Origin of the sequence: Microbispora sp. NPDC049125, from assembly GCF_040802045.1 — a bacterium.
Taxonomy (GTDB): Bacteria; Actinomycetota; Actinomycetes; order Streptosporangiales; family Streptosporangiaceae; genus Microbispora.
On record NZ_JBEZDW010000003.1, the window covers coordinates 230443 to 253164 of the forward strand.

Genomic DNA, 22722 nt, shown 5'->3' on the forward strand with positions numbered 1-22722 from the left:
AGGACGATCCGGTGAGCGCCTTCACCCGGCTGCCCGACCTCGCCCTCCGGACGTACGGCGGGTCGGTCGTGGCGGCCAACGACGAGTCGTTCGCCGAGCGTGAGGCCCTCATCCGGCCCGGCCCTGCGCAGTTCCGGCCGCACACGTTCGGAGCCAAGGGCCAGGTCTACGACGGATGGGAGACCAGGCGGCGCCGGGAGCCCGGCCACGACTGGGCGATCGTCCGGCTCGGCCTGCCGGGGGTCGTCAGGGGCGTGGTGATCGACACCGCGTGGTTCACCGGCAACTACCCGCCGTACGCGTCGGTGGAGGCGTGCGCGGCCGACGGCCATCCGGCGCCCGAGGAGCTGGACGGCTGGGTGGAGATCGTGCCGAAGAGCCCGCTCAAGGGCGACGCGGCGCACGAGTTCCCCGTCACCGACCCCCGGCGCTTCACCCACGTGCGGCTGAACATCCACCCGGACGGCGGCGTCGCCCGGCTGCGCGTCCACGGCGAGGTCGTCCCCGACCGGGCGTTCCTCGACGGGCTCACGATCGACCTGGCCGCCCTGGAGAACGGCGCGCTCGTCACCGCGTGCTCCGACGAGTTCTACTCCTCGCCGAACAACGTCATCGCCCCCGGGCTGGCGAGGAACCAGGCCGAGGGCTGGGAGACGTCCCGGCGGCGCGACGGCGGCAACGACTGGCTCGTCGTCGCGCTGGCGGGCGCGGGCACGGTGGCCGTGGCCGAGCTGGACACGACGAACCTGCTGTTCAACGCGCCCGGCTGGGCGTCCGTCCGGGGCGCCGACGCCGGGTCTGCCTCGCTCGACGACCCCGGCGCCTGGTTCACGCTCCTGCCGAGGACGCGGCTGCAGCCCGACACCCGCCACCGGTTCCGGCTGGACGACGACCGCAAGGTCACCCACGCGCGCCTCGACATCTACCCCGACGGAGGGCTCGCCCGGCTGCGGCTGCTCGGCTCGCTGGCCGCCGGAGGGGCGTGATCAGTGCCAGACGGTGATCGTGGAGCCCATCGGCTGCTGGCCGGTGGGGTTCTCCTGGACCACCCTGCCGGTCCCGACCAGCTTGCGAACCTTGACCCGGAACCCGGCCGCCCGCAGCTCGGACACGGCGTCCTTGAGGTCCTTGAACCGCACGTCCGGCACGTTGACGAAGTCGGGCGGCGCCTGCGAGTTGTCCTTCTCCCAGGGCCAGTGCCACCCTTCGTCGGGCCCCTTGGAGACCGTGAGGTGGACGACCGCCCCGGCCACCACCTCGGCGCCGCCTGAGGGGTCCTGCGCGATCACCGTGCCGGGCTGGGCGTCGTCGACGGTCTCGTCGATCTGGACGTTGAAGCCCTTCTCGCGCAGGAAGGGCTCGGCCTGGTCGCGCATCATCTGGCGGACGTCCGGCATGAGCAGCCCGGCGCTGAGGACGATGTTGACCGTGCCGCCCTTCTTGACCCGCTTGCCCACCATCGGGCTGGTGCGCAGGACCTGGCCGCGCGGCACGGTGTCGCTCGGAGTCTTGCTCACCCTGCCGACGCTCAGCCCCACGTTGGCGATCGTCGCGCGGGCGTCCGCCTCGCTCAGGCCCTCGACCTTCGGCACCGGCACCGTCTCGGGCCCGGCCGACGGGATCAGCGTGAGCACGGAGCCCTTCTCCACCTCGGCGCCGGCTCCCGGCTCGGTGTCCAGGATGTTGTCCTTGTCCACCTTGTCGTCGAACCGGGCCTTGCCGATGCGCACCTCGAACCCGGCCGTCAGCGCCGCCTGTCTGGCGATCTTGACGTTCTGGCCGAGCAGGTCGGGCACCTTCGTGTACCGGCCCTGGGAGAACCACCAGCCGCTGAACGCGATCCCCGCGACCATGACGACGGCCAGGGCGATGAGGAACCAGCTCGGCCGGAACCCGCGCCGCCGCCGCGAGCCGCCCGCGTCGGCGGGGCCCGCCGGCAGCTCGGAACGCGGCTGGATCATCGTGTGGCCGGCCGTGCCGTACGGCGCGGCCGGCGAGGGGTAGGAGCCCGACGCGTGCGGCGGGGCCGCTCCGGCCGCGGCGGCGGGCGGCGGGGAGGAGTGCCGGCCCGTGTTGCCGGTCCGCGGCAGCGTGCGGTGGATCTCGACGGCGGCGACCAGCATGGCGGTCGCGTCGGCCGGGCGCCTCGCCGGGTCCTTGTCGGTGGCCGCCGCGACCAGCGCGTCGATCGACGGCGGCACGTCGGGGGCGATCGACGAGGGCGCGGGGACCGTCTCGTGGACGTGCCGGTAGGCGATGGACATGGGGGTCTCGCCCCCGTACGGCTGGGCCCCGGTGAGCAGCTCGAACAGCATGATCCCGGTGGCGTAGACGTCGCTGCGCGCGTCCACGAGCCCGGTGGTGACCTGCTCGGGAGACATGTAGCCGATCGTCCCGATCATCATGCCGGTCTTGGTCTGGTTGCTGGCCTCGACGGCGCGGGCCAGGCCGAAGTCCACCACCTTGACCCGGCCGTCGTCGGTCAGCAGCACGTTCTCCGGCTTGACGTCCCGGTGGACGAGCCCCGCCTGGTGGGCGGCGCCCAGCGCGGCGAGCACCGGGATGACCATCTCCAGGGCCTCGCGGGCCGGCAGCCGGCCTCGCCGGCCGAGGACGTCGCGCAGGGTCTTGCCCGGGACGTACTCCATCGACAGGTAGACGTGGGCCCCGTCGGTGCCCTGGTCGAAGACCTGGACGACGTTGGGGTGGGAGAGGCTGGCCACCGACTTCGCCTCGCCGATGAACCGCATGACGAACTGCGGATCCCCCGCGAGGGAGGGATGCATCACCTTGACGGCGACCGTGCGATCGAGCCGGACGTCCAGGGCCAGGTAGACGGAGGCCATGCCCCCCCGGGCGATCCGGGACTCGACGCGGTATCGCCCGTCGAGCAACTGCCCCACGAGCGGGTCCGTCAGCGTCGTGTCCACTCGCCTGAGTTTACGGGTGATTTGCCACTCCCAGGCTTCGGGAATCCCAAACCGAGACCTATTCCAGGGCCATTGCGTACCATCCGAAACGCCCGCCGCAGGCGAAACGGGGCCTTACCGTCCTGCCGATATCGCCGAGGACATCCCTCACGCGGGCCGGGCGGGGGAGGACGCCTCGGCGTACCGCCGCCGCGGGATGCGGCCCGCCTGCCTGGCGAGCCTTCCCGACTCCACCGCCGAGCGCATCGCCGCGGCCATCAGATCGGGCCTGCGCGCCCGGGTCACCGCGCTCGCCAGCAGCACGGCGTCGCAGCCGAGCTCCATCGCCAGCGCGGCGTCGCTCGCCGTGCCGATCCCCGCGTCGAGGATCACCGGCACCGTGGCGGCCTCCACGATCAGCTCGATGCTGTGCGGGTTGCGGATGCCGAGCCCGGAGCCGATCGGCGAGCCCAGCGGCATCACCGCCGCGCAGCCCGCCTGCTCGAGGCGGCGGGCCAGCGCAGGGTCGTCGCCGATGTACGGAAGCACCACGAAGCCGTCCGCGACCAGCCGCTCCGCCGCGTCGAAGGTCTCGATCGGGTCCGGCAGCAGCGTCCGCTCGTCGGCGATGACCTCCAGCTTCACCCAGTCGGTCTCCAGGGCCTCGCGGGCCAGCCGGGCGGTCAGCACGGCCTCCCCGGCGGTGAAGCAGCCCGCGGTGTTCGGCAGCACCTTGATCCGGCGCGCGCGCAGCAGGTCGAGCACCGATCCGCGTGACGCGGGGTCGAGCCTGCGCATCGCCACCGTCGTCAGCTCGGTGCCGGACGCCTCCAGGGCCTGGTCGAGCACCTCCAGCGAGGGCGCCCCCCCGGTGCCCATGATGAGCCGGGACCCGAACTTCTCCCCGCCCAGCACGAACACGTCGTCCGCGGTCTCCGTCATGCCATTCACGCCGTTCTCACCCTCACTGTGTGCGTCACCGTCACCGGCATGATCACCCTCCCTGCACGGCCGTCAGCACCTCGACCAGGTCGCTCTCCGCGAGAGGCGTGGAGTCCCACGCGCCCCTGCTGACCACCTCGCCGTTGACCGCCACCGCGACGCCCGACGTCAGCGGCGTCAGCGCGCGTACGGCATGGCTCACCGTCGCCCCGTCGGGCAGCTCGAACGGCCCTCCGTTGACCACGACCCTCATCCGCCGAACCTCCCTGGATCACACGACTTCACGACCTGTGGCACCTCGCCGCCGGTGAGGAACGCCACGACCGCCTCGGCGGTGACCGGGGCCAGCAGCACGCCGCTCCTGTGGTGCCCGGTGGCCGCCAGCACGCCGGGCGGCCCGGCGGGGCCGATCAAGGGGAGGTTGTCCGGGGTCCCCGGGCGGAAGCCGACCGTGGTCTCGGCCAGCTCCAGCTCGGTGATGCCGGGGACCAGCTCACGGGCGTCGCGCAGCAGCTCGTAGACACCGCCCGCGGTGACCCTCCCGTCGAAGCCCAGCTCCTCCACCGTGGCCCCCAGCGTGATCTCGCCGTCGCCCCTCGGCACGAGATAGGCCGGCGAGCCGTGCACCAGCCCCCGTACGCAGCGGGTGAGGAACCCCTCTGGCCCGCGCAGCCGCAGGATCTGCCCCTTGACCGGCCGTACGGGCAGGCCGGGCAGCAGCGACGGCGACCAGGAGCCCGCGGCCACGACCACCTGCCCGGCCCGCGCCTCCCCGCCCGAGCCGAGACGTACGGCGAGGCCCCCGGCGTCCAGGGGGACGATCCCGGCGGCGCGGTCGGGGACGAGCTCCCCACCGGCCCGGCCGAGCGCGGCGAGCAGGGCGCGGACGACGCGGCGGGGGTTGACCCAGGCGTCGCCGGAGGCCAGCAGCCCTCCACGGACTGACGGCGCGAGCATCGGCTCCAGCGCCCGGCACTCCCGGCCGGTGAGCCGCTCCACCGGCAGGCCCAGCGTCCGCTCGAACGCGCCGAGCTCGTCGAAGTACGCCATGTCGTCGGCGCTGTGGGCGACCTCGAGCGTGCCGTCCGCGCGGTGGTCGAGGGAGGCGCCGCTCTCGTCCTCCAGCTCGGCGCGGAACGCGGGCCACGCGGCCAGGGACGCCAGGCCGAGCCGCAGCAGCGGCTCCTCGGTGTAGGTCACCTCGCTGACGGGCGCGAGCATGCCGGCCGACGCGTGGGACGCCCCGCTCCCGGGGGCGGGATCGACGACGGCGACCGACAGGCCCGCACGGGCCGCGCGCCACGCGACGGCCAGCCCCACCACGCCGCCGCCCACCACGATCACGTCGCGGGACGCCTGACGGGTCGCGTCGAAGGGCTTTTCGCGGGCCACGTCGCCGGGGGAGACCCCCGTACGGGCTCGCCGCGGATCGGCCACAGCGCTCCCTTCGCCGGCATTACCCGGATCAGGTCGTATGGCGGTCGAGAGCCTCACGCTCTCCTCTCAGCCCGGTCAGCCGGGCTCCCGCGCGTCTTACGGCCCCAGCCTAGTCCCGTTCGCCCGTGTCACGCACAACACCTGCTTCTACGGCTGTGCGCACTACTTGCCCAACTCGTTATCAGGACTCCATTGGCGGGCGGCCCCGCTGACAATCTATGGTCAGGAGGTGGATCACGTAGTGGTGGTGGGCGCCGGTCTGGCCGGCGTACGGAGCATCGAGGCACTTCGGGCCCACGGATTCCCGGGCCGGATCACGCTGATCGGCGAGGAACGCCATCGCCCCTATGACAGGCCGCCGCTGTCCAAGGCGGTGCTGCTCGGCGCGGCCGACTCCACGGTGGTGGACTCCGACCTCGACGCCCTCGACGTACGGCTGTGCCTGGGGACGGCGGCCAAGGGCCTGCGCCGAGGCGTGCTGGAGACGACCGAGGGCGAGCTGGAGTACGACGGCCTCGTCCTCGCCACGGGCGCCTCCCCGATCCGGCTGCGGGGGGAGGGCCGGCAGTACGTGCTGCGGACCATCGACGACGCGCTCGCGCTGCGTGAGCGGCTCGTCCCCGGGGCGCGGGTCGCCGTCGTCGGGGCCGGGTGGATCGGCGCGGAGGTCGCCACGGCGGCCGCGCGGGCGGGCTGCTCGGTGACGGTGGTGGAGGCCGGTGAGGGCCCGCTGGCGGCCGCCGTGGGCTCGGTGGGCTGCTACACGATCCCCTGGTACGCGCAGGCGGGCGTGGAGCTGAGGCTCGGCGCGAAGGTCGGCAGCGTCGACCCCGGCGGCCTGACCCTCATGTCCGGCGCGCACGTCACGGCGGACGTGGTGGTCACCGGCGTCGGCGTCCGGCCGGCCGTCGAGTGGCTGAAGGGATCGGCCGTGGAGCTGGACGACGGCGTGGTCGTCGACGAGCACCTCCGGACGTCCCTGCCCGGCGTCGTCGCGGTCGGCGACTGCGCGAGCTGGTGGTCGCGCAGGTTCGGCACCCGCCTGCGGGTCGAGCACTGGGACACCGCGCTGCAGGCCCCCGACACCGCCGCCGCCGCCCTGCTGGGGGAGGACGCGGTCTACGACCCCGTGCCGTACTTCTGGTCGGAGCAGTTCGGCCACATGGTGCAGTTCGCCGGCCACACCCAGGCGGGCGACCGGATGGTGCAGCGCGGCGACCCCCGATCCGACGGGAGGTGGGCGATGTGCTGGCTCACCGCCGACGACCGGCTCGCGGCCATCCTCACGGTCGACCGGCCGCGCGACGTGGTCCAGGGACGGCGGGTGGTGGAGGGCGGCCGCAGGCTCGACCCGGCCCGGGTGTCCGACCCCACGGTGCCGCTTCGCGACTGCATTCTGACGTGACCGAGGTGTTTCTTCCCGGCCTGCCTGTGGTAATGGTGGATTCGTGACGCTTACTGTTGCGCAGATCGACCGGGAGACCGACCAGTTGGTGGGGGAGTGGCTTCCTCTCTCGGAGGTCGCGAAGATGCTTGACATCAGCATCGGCCGCGCCAAGCAGCTGCTCAAGGACAAGAAGCTCGTCGGCGCCCGCAGGGGTGGCGGCGCGCCGCAGATCCCGGCGGTGTTCATCGCCGAGGGTGACGTGCTCAAGGGCCTCCCCGGCACGCTGACCGTGCTCGGCGACGCCGGGTACGACGAGGTCGAGTCGATCCGCTGGCTTTTCACGCCGGACGACTCGCTCCCCGGAGCCCCCATCGACGCCATCGCCGCCGGACGCCACACCGAGGTCAAGCGGAGGGCGCAGGCACTGGGGTTCTGATCGCGCCACCCGTGGCATTGTGGTCGGGTGACCGACACCCGGCGAGAGCGCCTCGCGCAGGCCAGGCTCTACCTCTGCACCGACGGCCGCAGGGACCGCGGCGACCTGGAGAAGTTCCTCGACACGGTCCTCGCGGCCGGGGTGGACGTCGTCCAGCTCCGAGAGAAGGGCCTGGAGGCGCGTGAGGAGCTGGAGCTGCTTCAGGTCTTCCGTGCGGCCTGCGACAGGCATGGCGCCCTGCTGGCGGTGAACGACCGGGCGGACGTCGCGTACGCCGCCCGGCCGGACATCCTCCACCTCGGGCAGGACGACCTGCCGGTGCCGGTCGCCCGCGAGCTGCTCGGCTCCGGCGTGCTCATCGGCAGGTCGACGCACTCGGCCGCCGAGGCGTCCGCCGCGGCGCGGGAGGCCGGCGTCGACTACTTCTGCTGCGGGCCCGTGTGGCCCACGCCCACCAAGCCGGGGCGGCCCGCGCCGGGCCTGGCGCTGCTGGAGCACGCCTCCGCCCTGCGCACGCCGCGGCCGTGGTTCGCCATCGGCGGCGTCGATCTGGGCAACCTGGACGCGGTCATCGCGCACGGCGCCCGCAGGGCTGTCGTGGTGCGGGCGATCACGGAGGCCGCCGACCCGGGGGCCGCGGCGGCCCAGTTCCGTGCCCGGCTGGGCGCGGTCCCGCTCTGACCCGCCCGTCCCGCGGCTCAGCTGCCAGGTGCCCGGTGTCAGGTGCGCCGGGTTGTGGCGGCGACGGCCAGGGCGGCCAGTGCCGTACGGGCCGACTGCTCGATGGGCGCCTGCTCCAGGGCGTGCAGCGCGTCGTCGAGGTAGCGCTTGATCATGTCCTCGCACGCCGTCAGGGCGCCGGTCTCCTCGATCACCGTCCTGAGCCGCTGGACCCCCTCGGCGTCGAGCGCGGGGTCGCCCAGCAGGTCCCGCACGGCCTCCGCCTGGGACGGGGAGGCGGCGGCGAGCGTCCGCGCGATGAGCATGGTCCGCTTGCCCTCGCGCAGATCGTCCCCGGCGGGTTTGCCGGTCTCGGCCGGGTCGCCGAAGACGCCGAGGATGTCGTCGCGGAGCTGGAAGGCGATGCCCACCTGCTGGCCGTACTGGACGCAGAGCCGGTCGATCCACGCGGGCTGGGCCCGGGCCGCCAGGACGAGCCCCAGGCGGAGCGGCCGCTCCACGGAGTATTTGCCGCTCTTGAACAGGGCGACCCGCAGCGCGCTGTCGAACGTGCTGTCGCCCCTCGCCTGCTCGAGCAGGTCGAGGTACTGGCCGCACATCAGCTCGGTGAGCATGTCGTCGTGCACGGGCTGGGCGGCGGCCATCGCCTCGGGCGCCAGCCCGCTGGTGCGCCACATCTCTCCCGACCACACCAGCAGCAGGTTGCCGAGCAGGACCGCCGTGCCCTCCCCGAACTGCTTGGCGGACCCGTGCCAGCCCGACTCCAGGTGCATGCGCTCGAACCGCCGGTGCGCCGACGGCATCCCCCTGCGCACGTCGCTGGCGTCCATCACGTCGTCGTGGATGAGCGCGCTCGCCTGCAGCAGCTCCAGCGAGGCGGCCGCGGTGTGCAGCGCCGGCTCGTCGCCCCCGCCCGCCGCTCGCCAGCCCCAGTGGCAGAAGGCCGGGCGGAGCCGTTTCCCGCCGGCGAGGAAGTCCTCCGCGGCGGCGAGCAGGACGGCCACGTGCGGGTCGGCGAAGATCGGTCGCTGCCGATCAAGGAACTCCCGGATCGCGCGGTCCACCTGCGAGCGGACGAGATCCAGCGGAGCGTCGGAAGCGGTCATGGTCTGAGAGTAACCGCCGTTGATCCAGGCCCCTACGGGAGAGACCCCTGATGTGCGGACGGGCGATTCGAACGGCCGGCGCTCACATCGCGAGACGGGCGAGGGGCCCGGCGTGGAGGCGTCACAGGGGGGATCCACGGGGGATCCCCAGGAGAGGCCGGGACCTGTAATCTTGGCCCATGGCTCTCGGTCTGCCCTCCCGGCTTCCTGATCGCGTCCCGACGATCCGTGAGCTGCTGGCCATGGGGGAGCGGTCGTTCTCCTTCGAGTTCTTCCCCCCGAAGACCGATGAGGGCGAGCGGCAGCTGTGGCGGGCGATCCGCGAGCTGGAGGCGCTGCGGCCCACGTTCGTGTCCGTGACGTACGGCGCGGGGGGCAGCACCCGCGACCGCACGGTGGACATCGTCGAACGGCTGGCCCACGAGACGACGCTCACCCCCGTCGCCCACTTCACGGCGGTCGACCACTCGGTGCGCGAGCTGCGCCACCTCGTCGGCAGGTTCGCCGACGCCGGGGTGCGCAACATCCTCGCCGTGCGCGGCGACCCCCGGGGCGGCAACCCGCTGGACGAATGGGTCAGGCACCCCGAGGGCGTCCTGTACGCCGAGGACCTGGTGCGCCTCATCCGCCAGTCCGGCGACTTCTGCGTCGGCGTGGCGGCCTTCCCGTACAAGCACCCCCGCTCGGCCACGATCGAGGACGACACCCGGTTCTTCGTGCAGAAATGCCGTGCGGGCGCGGACTATGCGATCACCCAGATGTTCTTCCGCGCGGAGGACTACCTGCGCCTGCGCGACCGGGTGGCCGCCGAGGGCTGCGAGACGCCGATCATCCCGGGCATCATGCCGGTCACCCAGATGAGCACGATCGCCCGTTCGGAGCAGCTGTCGGGTGCGCCCTTCCCGCCGGACGTGGCGGCCCGTTTCGAGGCCGTCGCCGACGACCCGGTGGCCGTCCGCCGGCTGGGCATCGAGCACGCCGTGGAGATGTGCCGGGTCCTGCTCGACGAGGGCGCGCCCGGCATCCACTTCATCACCTTCAACAGGTCGAGCGCCACGCGCGAGGTGTTCCAGGCGCTCCACCCGGCCCCGGCCTCCCGCTCCTGACCCCGCCCCGCGGGGCCCGGTCCAGACGTCCTCAGGACGTCCTGAGGACGTCTTCCGGGCGAGGCGTGAGGGGCAGCCGCGTCCCGGCGATGATGTAGTTCTCATAGCCGCCGGGGAACACGAAAGCCGTCATCAGGTCGACGAAGCCCACGTCGCGGTAGAGGTGGCGGGCCGCGGTCGGGGCGTCGTGCGTCGACAGCACGGCGGTCCGCTCCGGGCGGCCCGCGCAGATCTCATGGATCATGCGGCGGCCGAGCCCCTTGCCCTGGTAGTCCGGGTGGACGTGGATCTCGGCGATCTCCAGCGCGTCGCCGAACCACTCCTCCGACACGCGGGGACCGGCCTGGTCCTGCAGGGCCCGGCGGACCACGTCGTGCCACCACTGCCCGGGGGTGCCGTGGAAGCCGTAGACGAACCCGACGATCTGCGGAGCCTCGGCGAGCAGGCAGACGAAGTCGGGGTACGTCGCGTGGTTGCGCATTATCGCCATCCGGCCCGTGAGCTGGTCCGACGGCGGCCGCATGGCCTGCGTGTAGATGTCGAGCACCGTGTCGAGGACCCCGGCGAACTCTTCCGGCCCCACGCGTCGCAGCTGGATCACTTTCCGGAGACTAGCAAAGCACCCTGAGGGCGCCTCGCCCCCGCCGCCGCCGGCTCTCAGGACGCCGGCGGGCCCTCGTCCGGTCCGCGCTCCACCTCGGCCGGCGTCCCACCGGTGATCCTCATGAGCTCGTCGAAGCTCGTGGGGAACACCGTGTGCGGGTGCCCGGCCGCGGCCCACACCACGTCGTACTTCCCGAGCCAGATGTCCACCAGCGTCCGGACCGGGGCCGGATGCCCGACGGGGGCCACCCCGCCGATCGGCTGGCCGGTGTGCTCGCGGACGAACTCGGGCGTGGCCCGCCGGACCTTGCCCGCGCCGACCAGGCTCGCGACCAGAGCCGTGTCCACGCGGTGGGCGCCGCTGGTCAGCACCAGCAGCGGGGCTCCGTCGGCGTCGAAGATGAGGCTGTTGGCGATCGCGCCGATCTCACAGCCGAGCTGGGCGGCCGCCGTCGCCGCCGTCGGGGCGGCGTCACCGAGCACGACGATCTCGCCCGTGGCCCCGAGTGAGCGCAGGGCCTCTTCCACGCGGACGGCGTTCGGATGCAACTTATCTGGCACGCGGCCACTCTAAAGGGATGACCAGGCAGTGGGTGGCGCATTACCGCCCCATGTCTCGCAAGTGGCTCGCAAGTCATCTGCGTTAGGGTCCATTGTTCCAAGAGTGAGTTGATTGAGAGGTTGGTCACGATGGGAGGTCGACGGCAGTTCGCCGCCGCCGCGCTGATCACGATGGGGGCGCTGACGTTCGCCACGGCCGGCGCCGCGGGCGCCGCGCAGGCCAGGACCCCGGTGAGCGCGATGACCCCGGTGAGCGCGATGACCGAGGTGACCGCGATCCCGCGCACCGCCTCGGCGTCCACGGCGTCTCCCGGGCCGTTCATCGCGCCGGGCAAGACGCTGAAGCTCGGCGCCAAGGGCGCCGCGGTGAAGACGCTGCAGGCCCGGCTGAAGGAGCTCGGCTACGTCCCCGGCAAGCTCGACGGCAAGTACGGCGGGGCGACCCTCACGGCGGTGTGGGCCTTCCAGAAGGTGCAGGGCATCAAGCCCACCAGCACGGTCGCGAGACGCACGTGGAGGGCGCTGGAGAGCCCGAAGGCGCCCAGGATCCTCGTGCCGAAGGGCAAGCAGGACCGCGTCGAGGTGAACCTGACCCTGCAGGTCATGGTGCTGTACAGGGGCGGCGTGCCCAAGCTGATCACGCACATCTCCAGCGGCAGCGGCATCCCGTACACCGAGCACGCCATGTGGAACGGCAAGCTGCAGACGTTCAGCGGCGACGCGCGCACGCCCACGGGGAACTTCAAGACGACCTGGCGGCGCAGCGGCTGGCACCGGTCCTATCTGGGGCAGCTGTACAACCCGATCTTTTTCTACAACGGGATCGCGTTCCACGGCGCGCTGTCGGTGCCGCTCTACCCGGCATCCCATGGCTGTGTCCGGCTGCCCATGCACGTGGCGGAGATCCTGCCCGGCATGCTCGGCACCGGGGTGCCCGTCCACGTCCGCGGGAGGTTCATCCGCTGACCTCCCGACGCCGGCTGAGGGCCGGCTGACACACGTGGCGCAGGCCCGGCCTGACCGGCCGGGGAGGGCCCCGAGCGAGATCGTCGCCCGGGGCCTTCGGCGTTTCCGGCGCCCTTACGCCCCGTCCTATCGAACCCTTGTTCGTTGACAGTCTTGACAATGAGCATGATCGAATCTATGTTCGATGCTAGTGGGCGCGGGACTCGCGGCCTGCGCCCACTCCGTTGGACCCGTGCCTTCGTCGTCGGCGGAGACGAGTGCGGCACGGCCCGCGGCGTGGGCCGGACGGGGAGAGGGGAAGCTCCTCGTCCGGTCGCCCACGGGAGCCCGAGCAAGTGATGGGCGATCCCACCCGATACATGGGATCGCTCACCCGGCGGAATTGTCGGTGCGGTCTGCGACTGTGATGTCACCGGCGAGGCTCGCCGGGTGCCACGACTCAAGGAGGCGGGCATGACGGAACAGAGCGGTGAGCAGCGAAACGGGCCCCGGCTCTCGCAGACCGTCCTGGCGCATCTCGCGGACGCCAGGGCGTGCCTGGCGGACGCCACCATGGGGCCGACCCCCGCGGACCGGTACGTGTCGGCGCACCTGGCGGCGCTGCGGGCGGCCGCCGGGATCCTCGCCGCGCGTCCCCGGCCCATGGACGGCCGGAGGCGCCGGCTGCGCAGCGCGTGGGAGCTGCTGCCCGAGGCCGAGCCGAAACTCGCGGACTGGGCGGCCTACTTCGCGGTGAGCGCCACCAAGCGCGCCGCGGCGGAGGCCGGCATGGTCCGCGCCGTGACCCCGACGGACGCGGAGGAGCTCATCGTGGAGGCCGACAAGTTCGTGGGAGAGGTCGAGTCGATCCTCGGTGTGCCCGGCAAGCCTACCCTGCCCATGGCCGGCTGACGACACCGGGCCGCCCTCCGGCCCGGCGTCCTCCGGCCCGGCGCCCGTCGAGCCGGGGCGGGCGACGGGCGGTCCACGGCTCGACCGTGCCTGCCCGCGGGTGCGGCTCGCTCCTCGGGGCGCGGCCGGGCGGCTCACCGGGCAGCTCACCGGGCGGCGTCAGATGGGGTCCCGCTCCAGGGGGCAGCTCATGCAGCGCGGCCCGCCGCGGCCCCGGCCGAGCTCACTGCCGCGGATCGTGATGACCTCGATCCCGTTCCTGCGCAGGTAGTTGTTGGTCGTGGTGTTGCGCTCGTAGGCCACCACCACCCCCGGCTCCAGCGCCAGCACGTTGCAGCCGTCGTCCCACTGCTCGCGCTCGGCCGCGTGGACGTCCTGGGTCGGGGTCAGGACCTTGATGTCGTCCAGCCCCAGCGCCTCCGCGATGGCCTTGTGCATGTCCTCCGGCGGATGGTCGGTGACCTTGAGCTCCTTGTCGTTGTCGCCCGGCTCGATGGTGTACGACGGGAGCATGCCGAGCCCGGCGTACTTGGTGAAGACCCCGATGTCCACGTTGGTCATCACGGTGTCGAGGTGCATGAAGGCCCGGGCCTTGGGCATGTCCAGCGCCACGATCTTCGTCGCCGAGCCGGCCCTGAACAGGTTCGTCGCGAGCATCTCGACCGCCTGCGGCTGGGTGCGCTCGCTCATCCCGACGAGCACCGCCCCGCGCCCGATCACCAGGACGTCGCCGCCCTCGATGGTCGCCGGAGCCATCCGCACCCCGCGGTACCAGACGTTGAAGCCGCCGTCGCCCGGCCTGTCGTATCCGGGGGCGAACAAGGGATGCCAGCGGTAGACCGCCTCGTAGTTCACCGTCTCCCGCCTGCGCGCCTTCTTGCGCATGGCGTTGATGGACACCCCGTCGTACACCCAGCAGGAGGTGTCGCGCGAGTACAGGTGGTTGGGCAGCGGAGGGAGGACGAAGTCGTCCATGCCGAGCGTGTGGAAGGCGACGGACCGGGGGTCGCAGCCCAGCTCCATGATCTCGCGCTTGGTGATGCCCCCCGTCAGGAACGGGGCGAGCACCGAGCCGTCGAGCGTGTCGAGGGTGTTGCGGACGGCGTCGGCGGTGAGCGGGCCGAGCCAGTGCTCGTCCACGCTGCCGTCGAGGATGTGCTTGCGCCCGTCGGGAACGGCGACGGTCTCCTCGAGGAGGTCCCCGAGGAGGTGGACGCGCACGCCCCGGGCGGCGAGCACCTCGCGCCACTCCTCGTGCTCCTCCAGGGCGCGGTGGACCCACAGCACGTCGTCGAAGAGCAGGTCGTCCTTGTTGCTCGGGGTGAGCCGCTTCAGCGCCAGCTCGGGGATGTGCACGAGGACCTGGTGGAGCCTGCCCACCTCTGACCCCACATAGAACGTCATCTCCTGCATATCCCCCTGCCGCAGGAATCAGTCATGTCCCCGCTGTGACGTTCATCGCGAGCCGGCGGGCGCCTCGCCGGCCGCCGGGGCAAGGGGGTGCGGGCCTGCGGGTGCGGGCCGGGAGGCGCGGGCGAGGGCCCGGAAGCTCAGAAGGACTCCACGGCGCGGCGGGCCTCCGCGTCGAGCACGCCCCAGCTGATGAACTCCTCGGTCAGCTCGACCGGCGACTTGTCGTAGATGACCGCCAGCGAGCGCAGGTCCTCCTGGCGGATGGACAGCACCTTGCCGTTGTAGTCGCCGCGCTGGCTCTGGATCGTCGCCGCGTAGCGGGCCAGCGGGCCGGCCTTGTCCTTGGGCAGCTGGGAGAGCCGTTCGAGGTCGATGACGAGCTTCGGAGCGGGAGCGAGCGGGCTGGGCGCGGCGCCGCCGGGAAGGAGCTCCGACACCGGCACGCCGTAGAAGTCGGCGAGCTCGGCGAGCTTCTGCACGGTCACCGCTCGGTCGCCACGCTCGTAGGACCCCACCACCACGGCCTTCCACCGGCCGCGGGACTTCTCCTCGACCCCGTGCAGGGACAGCCCCTGCTGGGTCCGGATCGCGCGCAGGCGTGCGCCTAGCGACTTGGCGTAGTCAGACGGCATTGTGTGGCCCCCGGCTTTCTATGTCTCTTCTCACTTGATTGTGCGTCCTTGTCCTAAGCGTTCCGAACACCGGGGTTGATGCCCTGCCAGGCACCTTCGGTGACCGTTGCGTCGGGTTTTACCCAGGAAGGTCGCGAGTTGTGGTTACGGACAGTGACGGTAAAGCCGTCACACCCAAAGGTCAAGCTGATTCGAAAAAAGAGCGCCAAACAGTGCTCTGCCCGAAATCACCGACACCGGGGACGTTCCCGGCCGGTCACCTCCACGGCCCTCCTGTGCAGCCGCCCCCGGCCGCATCTCCGCTGGCGGGAGGGGGTGCCGGGCGGTGCTGGTAGGCTGTGGCGACCGGACACCCTTTTAAGACCCGTCCAGTGAGGCGGGAAAGGTGGTGACTTTTTCATGTCCGATGCCCGAAATCCGGCGCGTGCCGTGCTGGAGGGGCCCGACATCCACCGGGCGCTGACCCGCATCGCGCACGAGATCCTCGAACGCACCAAGGGCGCGCAGAGCGTCGTCCTCCTCGGCATCCCGACGCGCGGGGCCACGCTGGCCCGCCGGATCGCCGAGCGCATCGCGCAGTTCGAAGGGGTCGAGGTCCCCGTCGGGGCCATCGACATCACGATGTACCGCGACGACCTCCGCCTGCGGCCCGCCCGCCCGCTCGGCCGCACGGAGCTGCCCGCGGACGGCGTCGACGGCCGGACCGTCGTCCTCGTCGACGACGTGCTCTTCTCGGGCCGCACCGTCCGGGCCGCCCTCGACGCCCTCAACGACGTCGGCCGGCCCCGGGCCGTCCAGCTCGCCACGCTCGTCGACCGCGGGCACCGCGAGCTGCCCATCCGCGCCGACTACGTGGGGAAGAACCTGCCGACCTCCAAGAGCGAGACGGTCAAGGTCTACCTGGAGGAGACGGACGGCCGCGACGCCGTCGTGCTCATCAAGGAGGAGCCCCGATGAAGCCGCACCTGCTCTCCGCGGGGGACCTCACCCGCGACGACGCGCTGCTCGTCCTCGACACCGCCGAGGAGCTGGCGAGGGTCTCCGAGCGCTCGATCAAGAAGCTGCCGACGCTGCGCGGGCGCACGGTGGTCAACCTCTTCTACGAGGACTCCACGCGTACGCGGATCTCGTTCGAGGCCGCGGCCAAGCGGCTGTCGGCGGACGTCATCAACTTCTCGGCCAAGGGGTCGAGCGTGTCGAAGGGCGAGTCGCTCAAGGACACCGCGCTCACCCTTGAGGCCATGGGCGCCGACGCCGTGGTCATCAGGCACGGCGCCTCAGGGGCGCCGCACCGGCTGGCGAACTGGGTCCGGGGCAGCGTGGTCAACGCGGGCGACGGCACCCACGAGCACCCCACCCAGGCCCTGCTCGACGCGTTCAGCATCCGCAGGCGGCTCGGCAGGCTGGAAGGCCTCAAGATCGCGATCGTCGGCGACGTGCTGCACAGCCGGGTCGCCCGATCCAACGTCCTGCTGCTGCGCACACTGGGCGCGGAGGTCACGCTGGTCGCGCCGCCGACCCTGCTGCCGGTGGCGGTCGAGACGTGGCCGTGCCAGGTCTCCTACGACCTCGACTCCGTGCTGCCGAAGTCCGACGTGGTGATGATGCTCCGGGTCCAGCTGGAGCGGATGAACGCCTCGTACTTCCCGTCCGCCCGGGAGTACAGCCGGCGCTACGGTCTCGACCGCGACCGCTTCTCCCGGCTGCACGACGACGCGATCGTCATGCACCCCGGCCCGATGAACCGCGGCATGGAGATCTCGGCGGAGGTCGCGGACTCGCCGCGCTCGACCATCGTGGAGCAGGTCGGCAACGGCGTGACCGTCCGCATGGCCGTCCTCTATCTGCTGCTGGGCGGGTCTGAGCCCGCGATCGGAGGCGCCGAGTGAGCGCCGTACGGAACCTGTCCGGGGGAGAACTGTGACGACCATCCTGATCAAGGGCGCCCGCGTCCTGGGCGGCGAGCCGCGCGACATCCTGGTCCGCGACGGCCTGGTCGCCGAGACCGGCGCCCTCGCGGGCACGGCGGCGGACCTGACCGTCGAGGCCGGCGGCCTGATCGCCCTGCCCGGCCTGGTGGACCTGCACACCCACCTGCGCGAGCCCGGCAGGGAGGACGCCGAGACCGTCGAGACCGGCACCCAGGCGGCGGCGCGGGGCGGGTACACCGCCGTCCACGCCATGGCCAACACCTCGCCGGTCGCCGACACGGCCGGCGTGGTGGAGCAGGTCTGGCGGCTCGGCCAGGAGCACGGCCACTGCGACGTCCAGCCGGTCGGCGCGGTGACCAGCGGCCTGGAGGGCAGGCAGCTCGCCGAGCTCGGCGCGATGGCCGATTCGGCCGCCCGCGTCCGCGTCTTCTCCGACGACGGCAAGTGCGTCTCCGACGCCGTGCTGATGCGCCGGGCGCTGGAGTACGTCAAGGCGTTCGGCGGGGTCGTCGCCCAGCACGCGCAGGAGCCCCGGCTGACCGAGGGCGCCCAGCTCAACGAGGGGGAGGTCTCCGGCAGGCTCGGCCTGACCGGCTGGCCCGCGGTCGCCGAGGAGGCGATCATCGCCCGCGACTGCCTGCTGGCCGCGCACGTCGGCTCGCGGCTGCACGTCTGCCACGTCTCGACCGCCGGCTCGGTGGAGATCATCCGCTGGGCCAAGTCGAAGGGCTGGGACGTGACCGCCGAGGTCACCCCGCACCACCTGCTGCTCACCGACTCGTGCGCCGAGCGCTCGCCGCTCGGGCCGTACAACCCCATCTACAAGGTGAACCCGCCGCTGCGGACCGCCGAGGACGTCCGCGTGCTTCGCGAGGCGCTGGCGGACGGCACGATCGACTGCGTCGCCACCGACCACGCCCCCCACCCGGTGGAGGACAAGGAGACCGAGTGGGGCGCGGCGGCCATGGGCATGATCGGGCTGGAGACGGCCCTGCAGGTGGTCCAGGAGGCCATGGTCGACACCGGCCTGCTCGACTGGGCGGGCGTGGCCGACCGCATGTCGGCCAGGCCGGCGCGGATCGGCCGCCTGCCCGGCCACGGCCACCCCGTCGAGGCCGGCGCCCCCGCCAACATCACGCTCTACGACCCGTCTGCGCGGCTGCCCGTCGACCCCTCGGGGATGGCGTCCAAGAGCCGCAACACCCCGTACGAGGGCATGACGCTGCCCGGCCGCGTCGTCGCCACGTTCCTGCGCGGACGCCCCACGGTTCTGGAAGGAAAGCTCGTATGACAGCGCTGCTCGTGCTCGAGGACGGCCGCGTCTTCGAGGGGACGGCCTACGGCGCCGAGGGGGAGACCTTCGGCGAGATGGTCTTCAACACCGGCATGACCGGCTACCAGGAGACGCTCACCGACCCCTCCTACCATCGCCAGATCGTCGCGATGACCGCCCCCCACATCGGCAACACCGGCGTCAACGACGAGGATCCCGAGTCCGGCAGGGTATGGGTCTCCGGCTACGTGGTGCGCGAGCCGGCCAGGATCCCGTCCAACTGGCGGTCCACCCGGACGCTCGACGACTACCTGCGCGACCAGGGCGTGGTGGGCATCGCCATGCGCGGCACCCGTGCCCTCACCCGGCACCTGCGCGAGCGCGGCGCCATGCGCGCGGGCGTCTTCTCCGGCGACGCCGCCGGCCCCGTGGACGAGCTGGTCGAGCGCGTGCTGCGCTCACCCGGCATGGAGGGCGCCGACCTGGCGAGACAGGTGAGCACCGCCGAGCCGTACGTCGTGGAGGCGGTGGGCCGCAAACGCTTCACCGTGGCCGCGGTCGACCTGGGCATCAAGTCGATGACCCCGCGGCGGATGGCCGAGCGGGGCTGCGAGGTGCACGTCCTGCCGGCCGGCGCGACGGCGGAGGACATCCTCGCCACCGGACCCGACGGTGTGTTCTTCTCCAACGGCCCCGGCGACCCGGCCACCGCGGACTACGCCGTCGACGCCATGCGCGGGGTGCTGGCCGAGGGGCGGCCGGTCTTCGGCATCTGCTTCGGCAACCAGATCCTCGGCCGCGCGCTCGGCCTCGGCACGTACAAGCTGCGGTACGGCCACCGCGGGGTGAACCAGCCGGTGCAGGACCGCAGGAGCGGCAAGGTCGAGATCTCGGCCCACAACCACGGTTTCGCCGTGGACGCGCCGCTCGACGGGCCGTTCGAGACGCCGTACGGCAGGGCCGAGGTGAGCCATGTCAACCTCAACGACGACTGCGTCGAGGGGCTGCGGCTGCTCGACCGGCCCGCGTTCAGCGTCCAGTACCACCCGGAGGCGGCCGCCGGCCCGCACGACGCCGCGTACCTGTTCGACGAGTTCTGCGACCTGATGGAAGGGGAGAAGGGTGCCTAAGCGCACGGACATCAGGTCCGTCATGGTGATCGGCTCGGGCCCGATCGTGATCGGGCAGGCCTGCGAGTTCGACTACTCCGGCACCCAGGCCTGCCGCGTCCTGCGGAGCGAGGGCTTCCGGGTGGTGTTGGTCAACAGCAACCCGGCCACGATCATGACGGACCCCGAGTTCGCCGACGCCACGTACGTCGAGCCGATCACCCCGGACATCATCGAGAAGATCATCGACAAGGAGCGGCCCGACGCGCTGCTGCCGACGCTGGGCGGCCAGACGGCGCTCAACGCGGCCGTGGCGCTGCACGAGGCCGGCGTCCTGGAGCGGTACGGCGTCGAGCTGATCGGCGCCAACTTCGACGCCATCCAGGCGGGGGAGAACCGCGAGAGGTTCAAGGAGATCGTCGGCAAGGTGGCGGCGGAGCGCGGCCTGAACGCCGAGTCGGCCCGCAGCGCGGTGTGCCACACGATCGACGAGTGCCTGCGGGCGGCCGGCGAGCTGGGCTACCCCGTCGTGGTGCGGCCCAGCTTCACGATGGGCGGCGCCGGCTCCGGGTTCGCCCACGACGAGGAGGATCTGCGCCGCATCGCCGGCGCCGGCCTCGACGCGTCCCCGACCACCGAGGTGCTCCTGGAGGAGTCGATCCTCGGCTGGAAGGAGTACGAGCTGGAGGTCATGCGCGACCGCGCGGACAACGTCGTCATCGTCTGCTCGATCGAGAACATCGACCCCATGGGCGTTCATACGGGCGACAGCGTGACCGTCGCCCCCGCGCTGACCCTGACCGACCGCGAGTACCAGAACATGCGCGACGTCGCGATCGCGGTCATCCGCGAGGTCGGCGTCGACACCGGCGGCTGCAACATCCAGTTCGCGGTCGACCCCGCGACCGGCCGGATGATCGTCATCGAGATGAACCCCCGGGTGTCGCGGTCGTCGGCGCTGGCGTCGAAGGCCACCGGCTTCCCGATCGCGAAGATCGCCGCCAAGCTCGCCGTCGGGTACACGCTCGACGAGATCCCCAACGACATCACCAAGGAGACCCCGGCGTCGTTCGAGCCGTCGCTCGACTACATCGTGGTCAAGATCCCCCGGTTCGCGTTCGAGAAGTTCGCGGGGGCCGACCAGACGCTCACCACGCACATGAAGTCGGTCGGCGAGGCCATGGCCATCGGCCGGTCGTTCCCCGAGGCCCTCCAGAAGGCCCTCAGATCGCTGGAGAAGAAGGACTCGTCGTTCTCCTGGGCGGGGGACCCGGGCGAGGCGTCCGCGCTGCTGGAGGCGTGCCGCACGCCGCACGACGGACGGCTGCGCACCATGCAGCAGGCCATCCGCGCCGGCGCCACCCCCGGGCAGCTCCACGAGGCGACCGCCGTCGACCCCTGGTTCGTCGACCAGCTCTTCGCCATCGACGAGGTGGCCCGTTCGATCACCACCCTCGACGCGCCCACCCTCACGGCCGCGAAGCGGCACGGCTTCAGCGACGCGCAGATCGCCGAGATCCTCGGCGTGTCCGAGGCCCGGGTCCGCGAGGCGCGCCACGAGCTGGGCCTGCGGCCGGTCTACAACACCGTCGACACGTGCGCCGCCGAGTTCGCCGCCCGCACGCCGTACCTGTACTCGACCTACGACGAGGAGACCGAGGTCCCGTACGGCGACCGGCCGAAGGTCATCATCCTGGGCAGCGGGCCGAACCGGATCGGCCAGGGCATCGAGTTCGACTACGCCTGCGTGCACGCGTCGTTCGAGCTGGCCAGGGCCGGCTACGAGACCGTGATGGTCAACTGCAACCCGGAGACCGTCTCGACCGACTACGACACCTCCGACCGGCTCTACTTCGAGCCGCTCACGCTGGAGGACGTCCTGGAGGTCGTGCACGCGGAGCAGGCGACCGGGCCCGTGGCGGGGGTCATCGTGCAGCTCGGCGGCCAGACGCCGCTCGGCCTGGCCCAGGCGCTCAAGGACGCCGGGGTGCCCGTGGTCGGCACCTCTCCCGAGTCGATCCACCTGGCCGAGGAGCGGGGCGCCTTCGGGCGGGTTCTGGCCGAGGCGGGGCTGCCCGCCCCCAAGCACGGCACGGCGACGACCGTGGCAGGGGCGCAGGAGATCGCCGCCGAGCTCGGCTACCCCGTGCTCGTCCGGCCGTCGTACGTCCTCGGCGGGGCCGGCATGGCCATCGTCTACGACGACGACACCCTGCGGACGTACATGGCGAGGGCGGCCTCCGACCATCCCGTGCTGATCGACAGGTTCCTCGACGACGCGATCGAGATCGACGTCGACGCGCTGTTCGACGGGGAGGAGCTCTACCTCGGCGGCGTGATGGAGCACATCGAGGAGGCCGGCATCCACTCCGGCGACTCGGCGTGCGCGCTGCCGCCGATCACGCTGGGCAGTTTCGACATCAAGCGGATCCGCACCGCCACCGAGGCGATCGCCCGGGGTGTCGGCGTCCGGGGGCTGCTGAACGTCCAGTACGCCATGGCGGCCGGCGTCCTCTACGTGCTGGAGGCCAATCCGAGGGCCAGCCGTACGGTCCCGTTCGTGTCCAAGGCGACGGCGGTGCCGCTCGCCAAGGCGGCGGCCCGGGTCATGCTGGGCGCGACGGTCGCCGAGCTCCGCGCGGAGGGCATGCTGCCCGCCACGGGCGACGGCGGCACGCTGCCGCTGGACGCGCCCATCGCGGTCAAGGAGGCGGTGCTGCCGTTCAACCGGTTCCGGGGGGTGGACACGATCCTCGGGCCGGAGATGCGCTCCACCGGCGAGGTGATGGGCATCGACGAGTTCTTCGGCACCGCGTTCGCCAAGTCGCAGGCCGCGGCGTACGGCGCGCTGCCCACCAAGGGGCGGGCGTTCGTGTCGGTCGCCAACAAGGACAAGCGGGCCGCCATCTTCCCGGTGAAGGCGCTCGCCGACCTCGGGTTCGAGATCCTGGCGACCGACGGCACGGCGGAGGTCCTGCGCCGCAACGGCGTCCATGCCAAGATCGTGCGCAAGCACAGCGACGGGCCGGGGCCCGACGGCGAGCCGACGATCGTGCGGCGCATCCTGGACGGCGAGGTGGATCTGATCGTCAACACGCCGTTCGGCAGCCCCGGGCAGTCCGGGCCGAGGCTCGACGGGTACGAGATCCGCACGGCGGCCGTGCTGCGGGGGATCGCCTGCATCACGACCGTGCAGGGGCTCGCCGCGGCCGTCCAGGGCATTCAGCACATCGTCCGGGGGGACATAGGCGTACGGTCGCTCCAGGAGCACGCCCGCCGCCTGCGAAACTGACCCCAGCGGTCCCGACGCGAGCGGAGCGAGGGCCATGAACAGGGAGG

The 22722-nt window shown here is 72.1% G+C and carries 21 protein-coding genes and 1 riboswitch; of the genes, 12 read left to right on the forward strand and 9 right to left on the reverse strand.

Annotation, left to right across the window (positions count from 1 at the left end; genetic code table 11):
* Nucleotides 1–11 precede the first annotated feature (11 nt).
* Complete coding sequence (alc, locus tag AB0B72_RS05290; protein ID WP_367737061.1) at nt 12–986, forward strand: allantoicase; 975 nt, start codon at nt 12–14, stop codon at nt 984–986.
* Here the strand turns inward: alc and pknB are convergent, their stop codons facing one another.
* The 4 genes from pknB to thiO all read right to left on the reverse strand — a co-directional run bounded on the left by pknB (nt 987) and on the right by thiO (nt 5288).
* Entirely contained in the window at nt 987–2930 is a 1944-nt protein-coding gene (pknB, locus tag AB0B72_RS05295) for a Stk1 family PASTA domain-containing Ser/Thr kinase (protein WP_367737062.1), read from the reverse strand.
* Nucleotides 2931–3077: 147 nt separating this feature from the next.
* Nucleotides 3078–3851 (reverse strand): thiazole synthase, encoded by a 774-nt coding sequence (locus AB0B72_RS05300; RefSeq protein WP_367737063.1) that lies wholly within the window; start codon nt 3849–3851, stop codon nt 3078–3080.
* A gap of 52 nt (nt 3852–3903) precedes the next feature.
* On the reverse strand, nt 3904–4104 hold the full coding sequence (thiS, locus tag AB0B72_RS05305; protein WP_367737064.1) for a sulfur carrier protein ThiS: 201 nt from the start codon (nt 4102–4104) through the stop codon (nt 3904–3906).
* A complete protein-coding gene (gene thiO, locus AB0B72_RS05310) occupies nt 4101–5288 on the reverse strand; it encodes a glycine oxidase ThiO (protein WP_367737065.1) in 1188 nt (395 codons plus the stop codon). The genes thiS and thiO overlap by 4 nt, the downstream gene beginning before the upstream one ends.
* Nucleotides 5277–5389: riboswitch (TPP riboswitch) on the reverse strand. (Overlaps the previous gene by 12 nt.)
* Before the next feature lie 128 nt (nt 5390–5517).
* Between thiO and AB0B72_RS05315 the strand changes: the two genes are divergently transcribed.
* From AB0B72_RS05315 to thiE, 3 genes are read left to right on the forward strand one after another with little or no spacing between them, the layout of a single operon-like run.
* Nucleotides 5518–6693, forward strand: coding sequence for an NAD(P)/FAD-dependent oxidoreductase (locus AB0B72_RS05315; protein WP_367737066.1), 1176 nt, complete (start codon nt 5518–5520; stop codon nt 6691–6693).
* A gap of 43 nt (nt 6694–6736) precedes the next feature.
* Nucleotides 6737–7111 carry an Rv2175c family DNA-binding protein gene (locus AB0B72_RS05320; RefSeq protein ID WP_367737067.1) on the forward strand — a complete coding sequence of 125 codons (375 nt, stop codon included), beginning with the start codon at nt 6737–6739 and terminating at the stop codon, nt 7109–7111.
* Nucleotides 7112–7138: 27 nt separating this feature from the next.
* The gene (thiE, locus tag AB0B72_RS05325) at nt 7139–7792 is read left to right on the forward strand and encodes a thiamine phosphate synthase (RefSeq protein WP_367737068.1); all 654 of its coding nucleotides are present in this window, start codon (nt 7139–7141) and stop codon (nt 7790–7792) included.
* A 38-nt stretch (nt 7793–7830) separates the two neighbouring features.
* Here thiE and AB0B72_RS05330 read toward each other — a convergent pair whose 3' ends face one another.
* Nucleotides 7831–8898, reverse strand: a complete 1068-nt coding sequence (locus AB0B72_RS05330; RefSeq protein WP_367737069.1) for a polyprenyl synthetase family protein — start codon at nt 8896–8898, stop codon at nt 7831–7833.
* 179 nt (nt 8899–9077) lie between these two features.
* Here AB0B72_RS05330 and metF point away from each other — a divergent pair, with 179 nt between their 5' ends.
* Nucleotides 9078–10004, forward strand: coding sequence for a methylenetetrahydrofolate reductase [NAD(P)H] (metF, locus tag AB0B72_RS05335; RefSeq protein ID WP_367737070.1), 927 nt, complete (start codon nt 9078–9080; stop codon nt 10002–10004).
* Between the two features lie 31 nt (nt 10005–10035).
* On the opposite strand, the gene AB0B72_RS05340 is transcribed toward metF, so the two are convergent.
* Together AB0B72_RS05340 and AB0B72_RS05345 are read right to left on the reverse strand one after the other, a co-directional pair.
* The gene (locus AB0B72_RS05340) at nt 10036–10605 is read right to left on the reverse strand and encodes a GNAT family N-acetyltransferase (protein ID WP_367737071.1); all 570 of its coding nucleotides are present in this window, start codon (nt 10603–10605) and stop codon (nt 10036–10038) included.
* A gap of 56 nt (nt 10606–10661) precedes the next feature.
* Nucleotides 10662–11168, reverse strand: a complete 507-nt coding sequence (locus tag AB0B72_RS05345; protein WP_367737072.1) for a YbaK/EbsC family protein — start codon at nt 11166–11168, stop codon at nt 10662–10664.
* A 129-nt stretch (nt 11169–11297) separates the two neighbouring features.
* Here AB0B72_RS05345 and AB0B72_RS05350 point away from each other — a divergent pair, with 129 nt between their 5' ends.
* Entirely contained in the window at nt 11298–12134 is an 837-nt protein-coding gene (locus AB0B72_RS05350; protein ID WP_367737073.1) for a L,D-transpeptidase family protein, read from the forward strand.
* Between the two features lie 453 nt (nt 12135–12587).
* Nucleotides 12588–13025, forward strand: a complete 438-nt coding sequence (locus AB0B72_RS05355) for an SAV_6107 family HEPN domain-containing protein (protein ID WP_367737074.1) — start codon at nt 12588–12590, stop codon at nt 13023–13025.
* A gap of 159 nt (nt 13026–13184) precedes the next feature.
* Here AB0B72_RS05355 and AB0B72_RS05360 read toward each other — a convergent pair whose 3' ends face one another.
* On the reverse strand, nt 13185–14429 hold the full coding sequence (locus AB0B72_RS05360; RefSeq protein WP_367737075.1) for an arginine deiminase: 1245 nt from the start codon (nt 14427–14429) through the stop codon (nt 13185–13187).
* Between the two features lie 146 nt (nt 14430–14575).
* A complete protein-coding gene (locus AB0B72_RS05365; RefSeq protein WP_036321552.1) occupies nt 14576–15070 on the reverse strand; it encodes a transcriptional regulator in 495 nt (164 codons plus the stop codon).
* A gap of 399 nt (nt 15071–15469) precedes the next feature.
* Here AB0B72_RS05365 and pyrR point away from each other — a divergent pair, with 399 nt between their 5' ends.
* From pyrR to carB, 5 genes are read left to right on the forward strand one after another with little or no spacing between them, the layout of a single operon-like run.
* The gene (gene pyrR, locus AB0B72_RS05370) at nt 15470–16027 is read left to right on the forward strand and encodes a bifunctional pyr operon transcriptional regulator/uracil phosphoribosyltransferase PyrR (RefSeq protein WP_367737077.1); all 558 of its coding nucleotides are present in this window, start codon (nt 15470–15472) and stop codon (nt 16025–16027) included.
* Entirely contained in the window at nt 16024–16959 is a 936-nt protein-coding gene (locus AB0B72_RS05375) for an aspartate carbamoyltransferase catalytic subunit (protein WP_367737078.1), read from the forward strand. Before pyrR ends, AB0B72_RS05375 begins: the two co-directional genes overlap by 4 nt.
* A gap of 31 nt (nt 16960–16990) precedes the next feature.
* Complete coding sequence (locus AB0B72_RS05380) at nt 16991–18292, forward strand: dihydroorotase (protein ID WP_367737080.1); 1302 nt, start codon at nt 16991–16993, stop codon at nt 18290–18292.
* A complete protein-coding gene (gene carA, locus AB0B72_RS05385) occupies nt 18289–19404 on the forward strand; it encodes a glutamine-hydrolyzing carbamoyl-phosphate synthase small subunit (RefSeq protein ID WP_367737081.1) in 1116 nt (371 codons plus the stop codon). The genes AB0B72_RS05380 and carA overlap by 4 nt, the downstream gene beginning before the upstream one ends.
* Nucleotides 19397–22675, forward strand: coding sequence for a carbamoyl-phosphate synthase large subunit (gene carB / locus AB0B72_RS05390; protein WP_367737082.1), 3279 nt, complete (start codon nt 19397–19399; stop codon nt 22673–22675). The genes carA and carB overlap by 8 nt, the downstream gene beginning before the upstream one ends.
* The last annotated feature ends 47 nt before the right edge of the window (nt 22676–22722 follow it).

Bases quoted from the DNA above. Each gene is read 5' to 3' on its own strand.
- AB0B72_RS05300 (WP_367737063.1), bottom strand. From the start codon at position 3,851: ATGACGGAGACCGCGGACGACGTGTTCGTGCTGGGCGGGGAGAAGTTC.
- thiS (WP_367737064.1), bottom strand. From the start codon at position 4,104: ATGAGGGTCGTGGTCAACGGAGGGCCGTTCGAGCTGCCCGACGGGGCG.
- AB0B72_RS05330 (WP_367737069.1), bottom strand. From the start codon at position 8,898: ATGACCGCTTCCGACGCTCCGCTGGATCTCGTCCGCTCGCAGGTGGAC.
- metF (WP_367737070.1), top strand. From the start codon at position 9,078: ATGGCTCTCGGTCTGCCCTCCCGGCTTCCTGATCGCGTCCCGACGATC.
- AB0B72_RS05350 (WP_367737073.1), top strand. From the start codon at position 11,298: ATGGGAGGTCGACGGCAGTTCGCCGCCGCCGCGCTGATCACGATGGGG.
- AB0B72_RS05355 (WP_367737074.1), top strand. From the start codon at position 12,588: ATGACGGAACAGAGCGGTGAGCAGCGAAACGGGCCCCGGCTCTCGCAG.
- AB0B72_RS05360 (WP_367737075.1), bottom strand. From the start codon at position 14,429: ATGACGTTCTATGTGGGGTCAGAGGTGGGCAGGCTCCACCAGGTCCTC.
- AB0B72_RS05365 (WP_036321552.1), bottom strand. From the start codon at position 15,070: ATGCCGTCTGACTACGCCAAGTCGCTAGGCGCACGCCTGCGCGCGATC.
- pyrR (WP_367737077.1), top strand. From the start codon at position 15,470: ATGTCCGATGCCCGAAATCCGGCGCGTGCCGTGCTGGAGGGGCCCGAC.
- AB0B72_RS05375 (WP_367737078.1), top strand. From the start codon at position 16,024: ATGAAGCCGCACCTGCTCTCCGCGGGGGACCTCACCCGCGACGACGCG.
- carA (WP_367737081.1), top strand. From the start codon at position 18,289: ATGACAGCGCTGCTCGTGCTCGAGGACGGCCGCGTCTTCGAGGGGACG.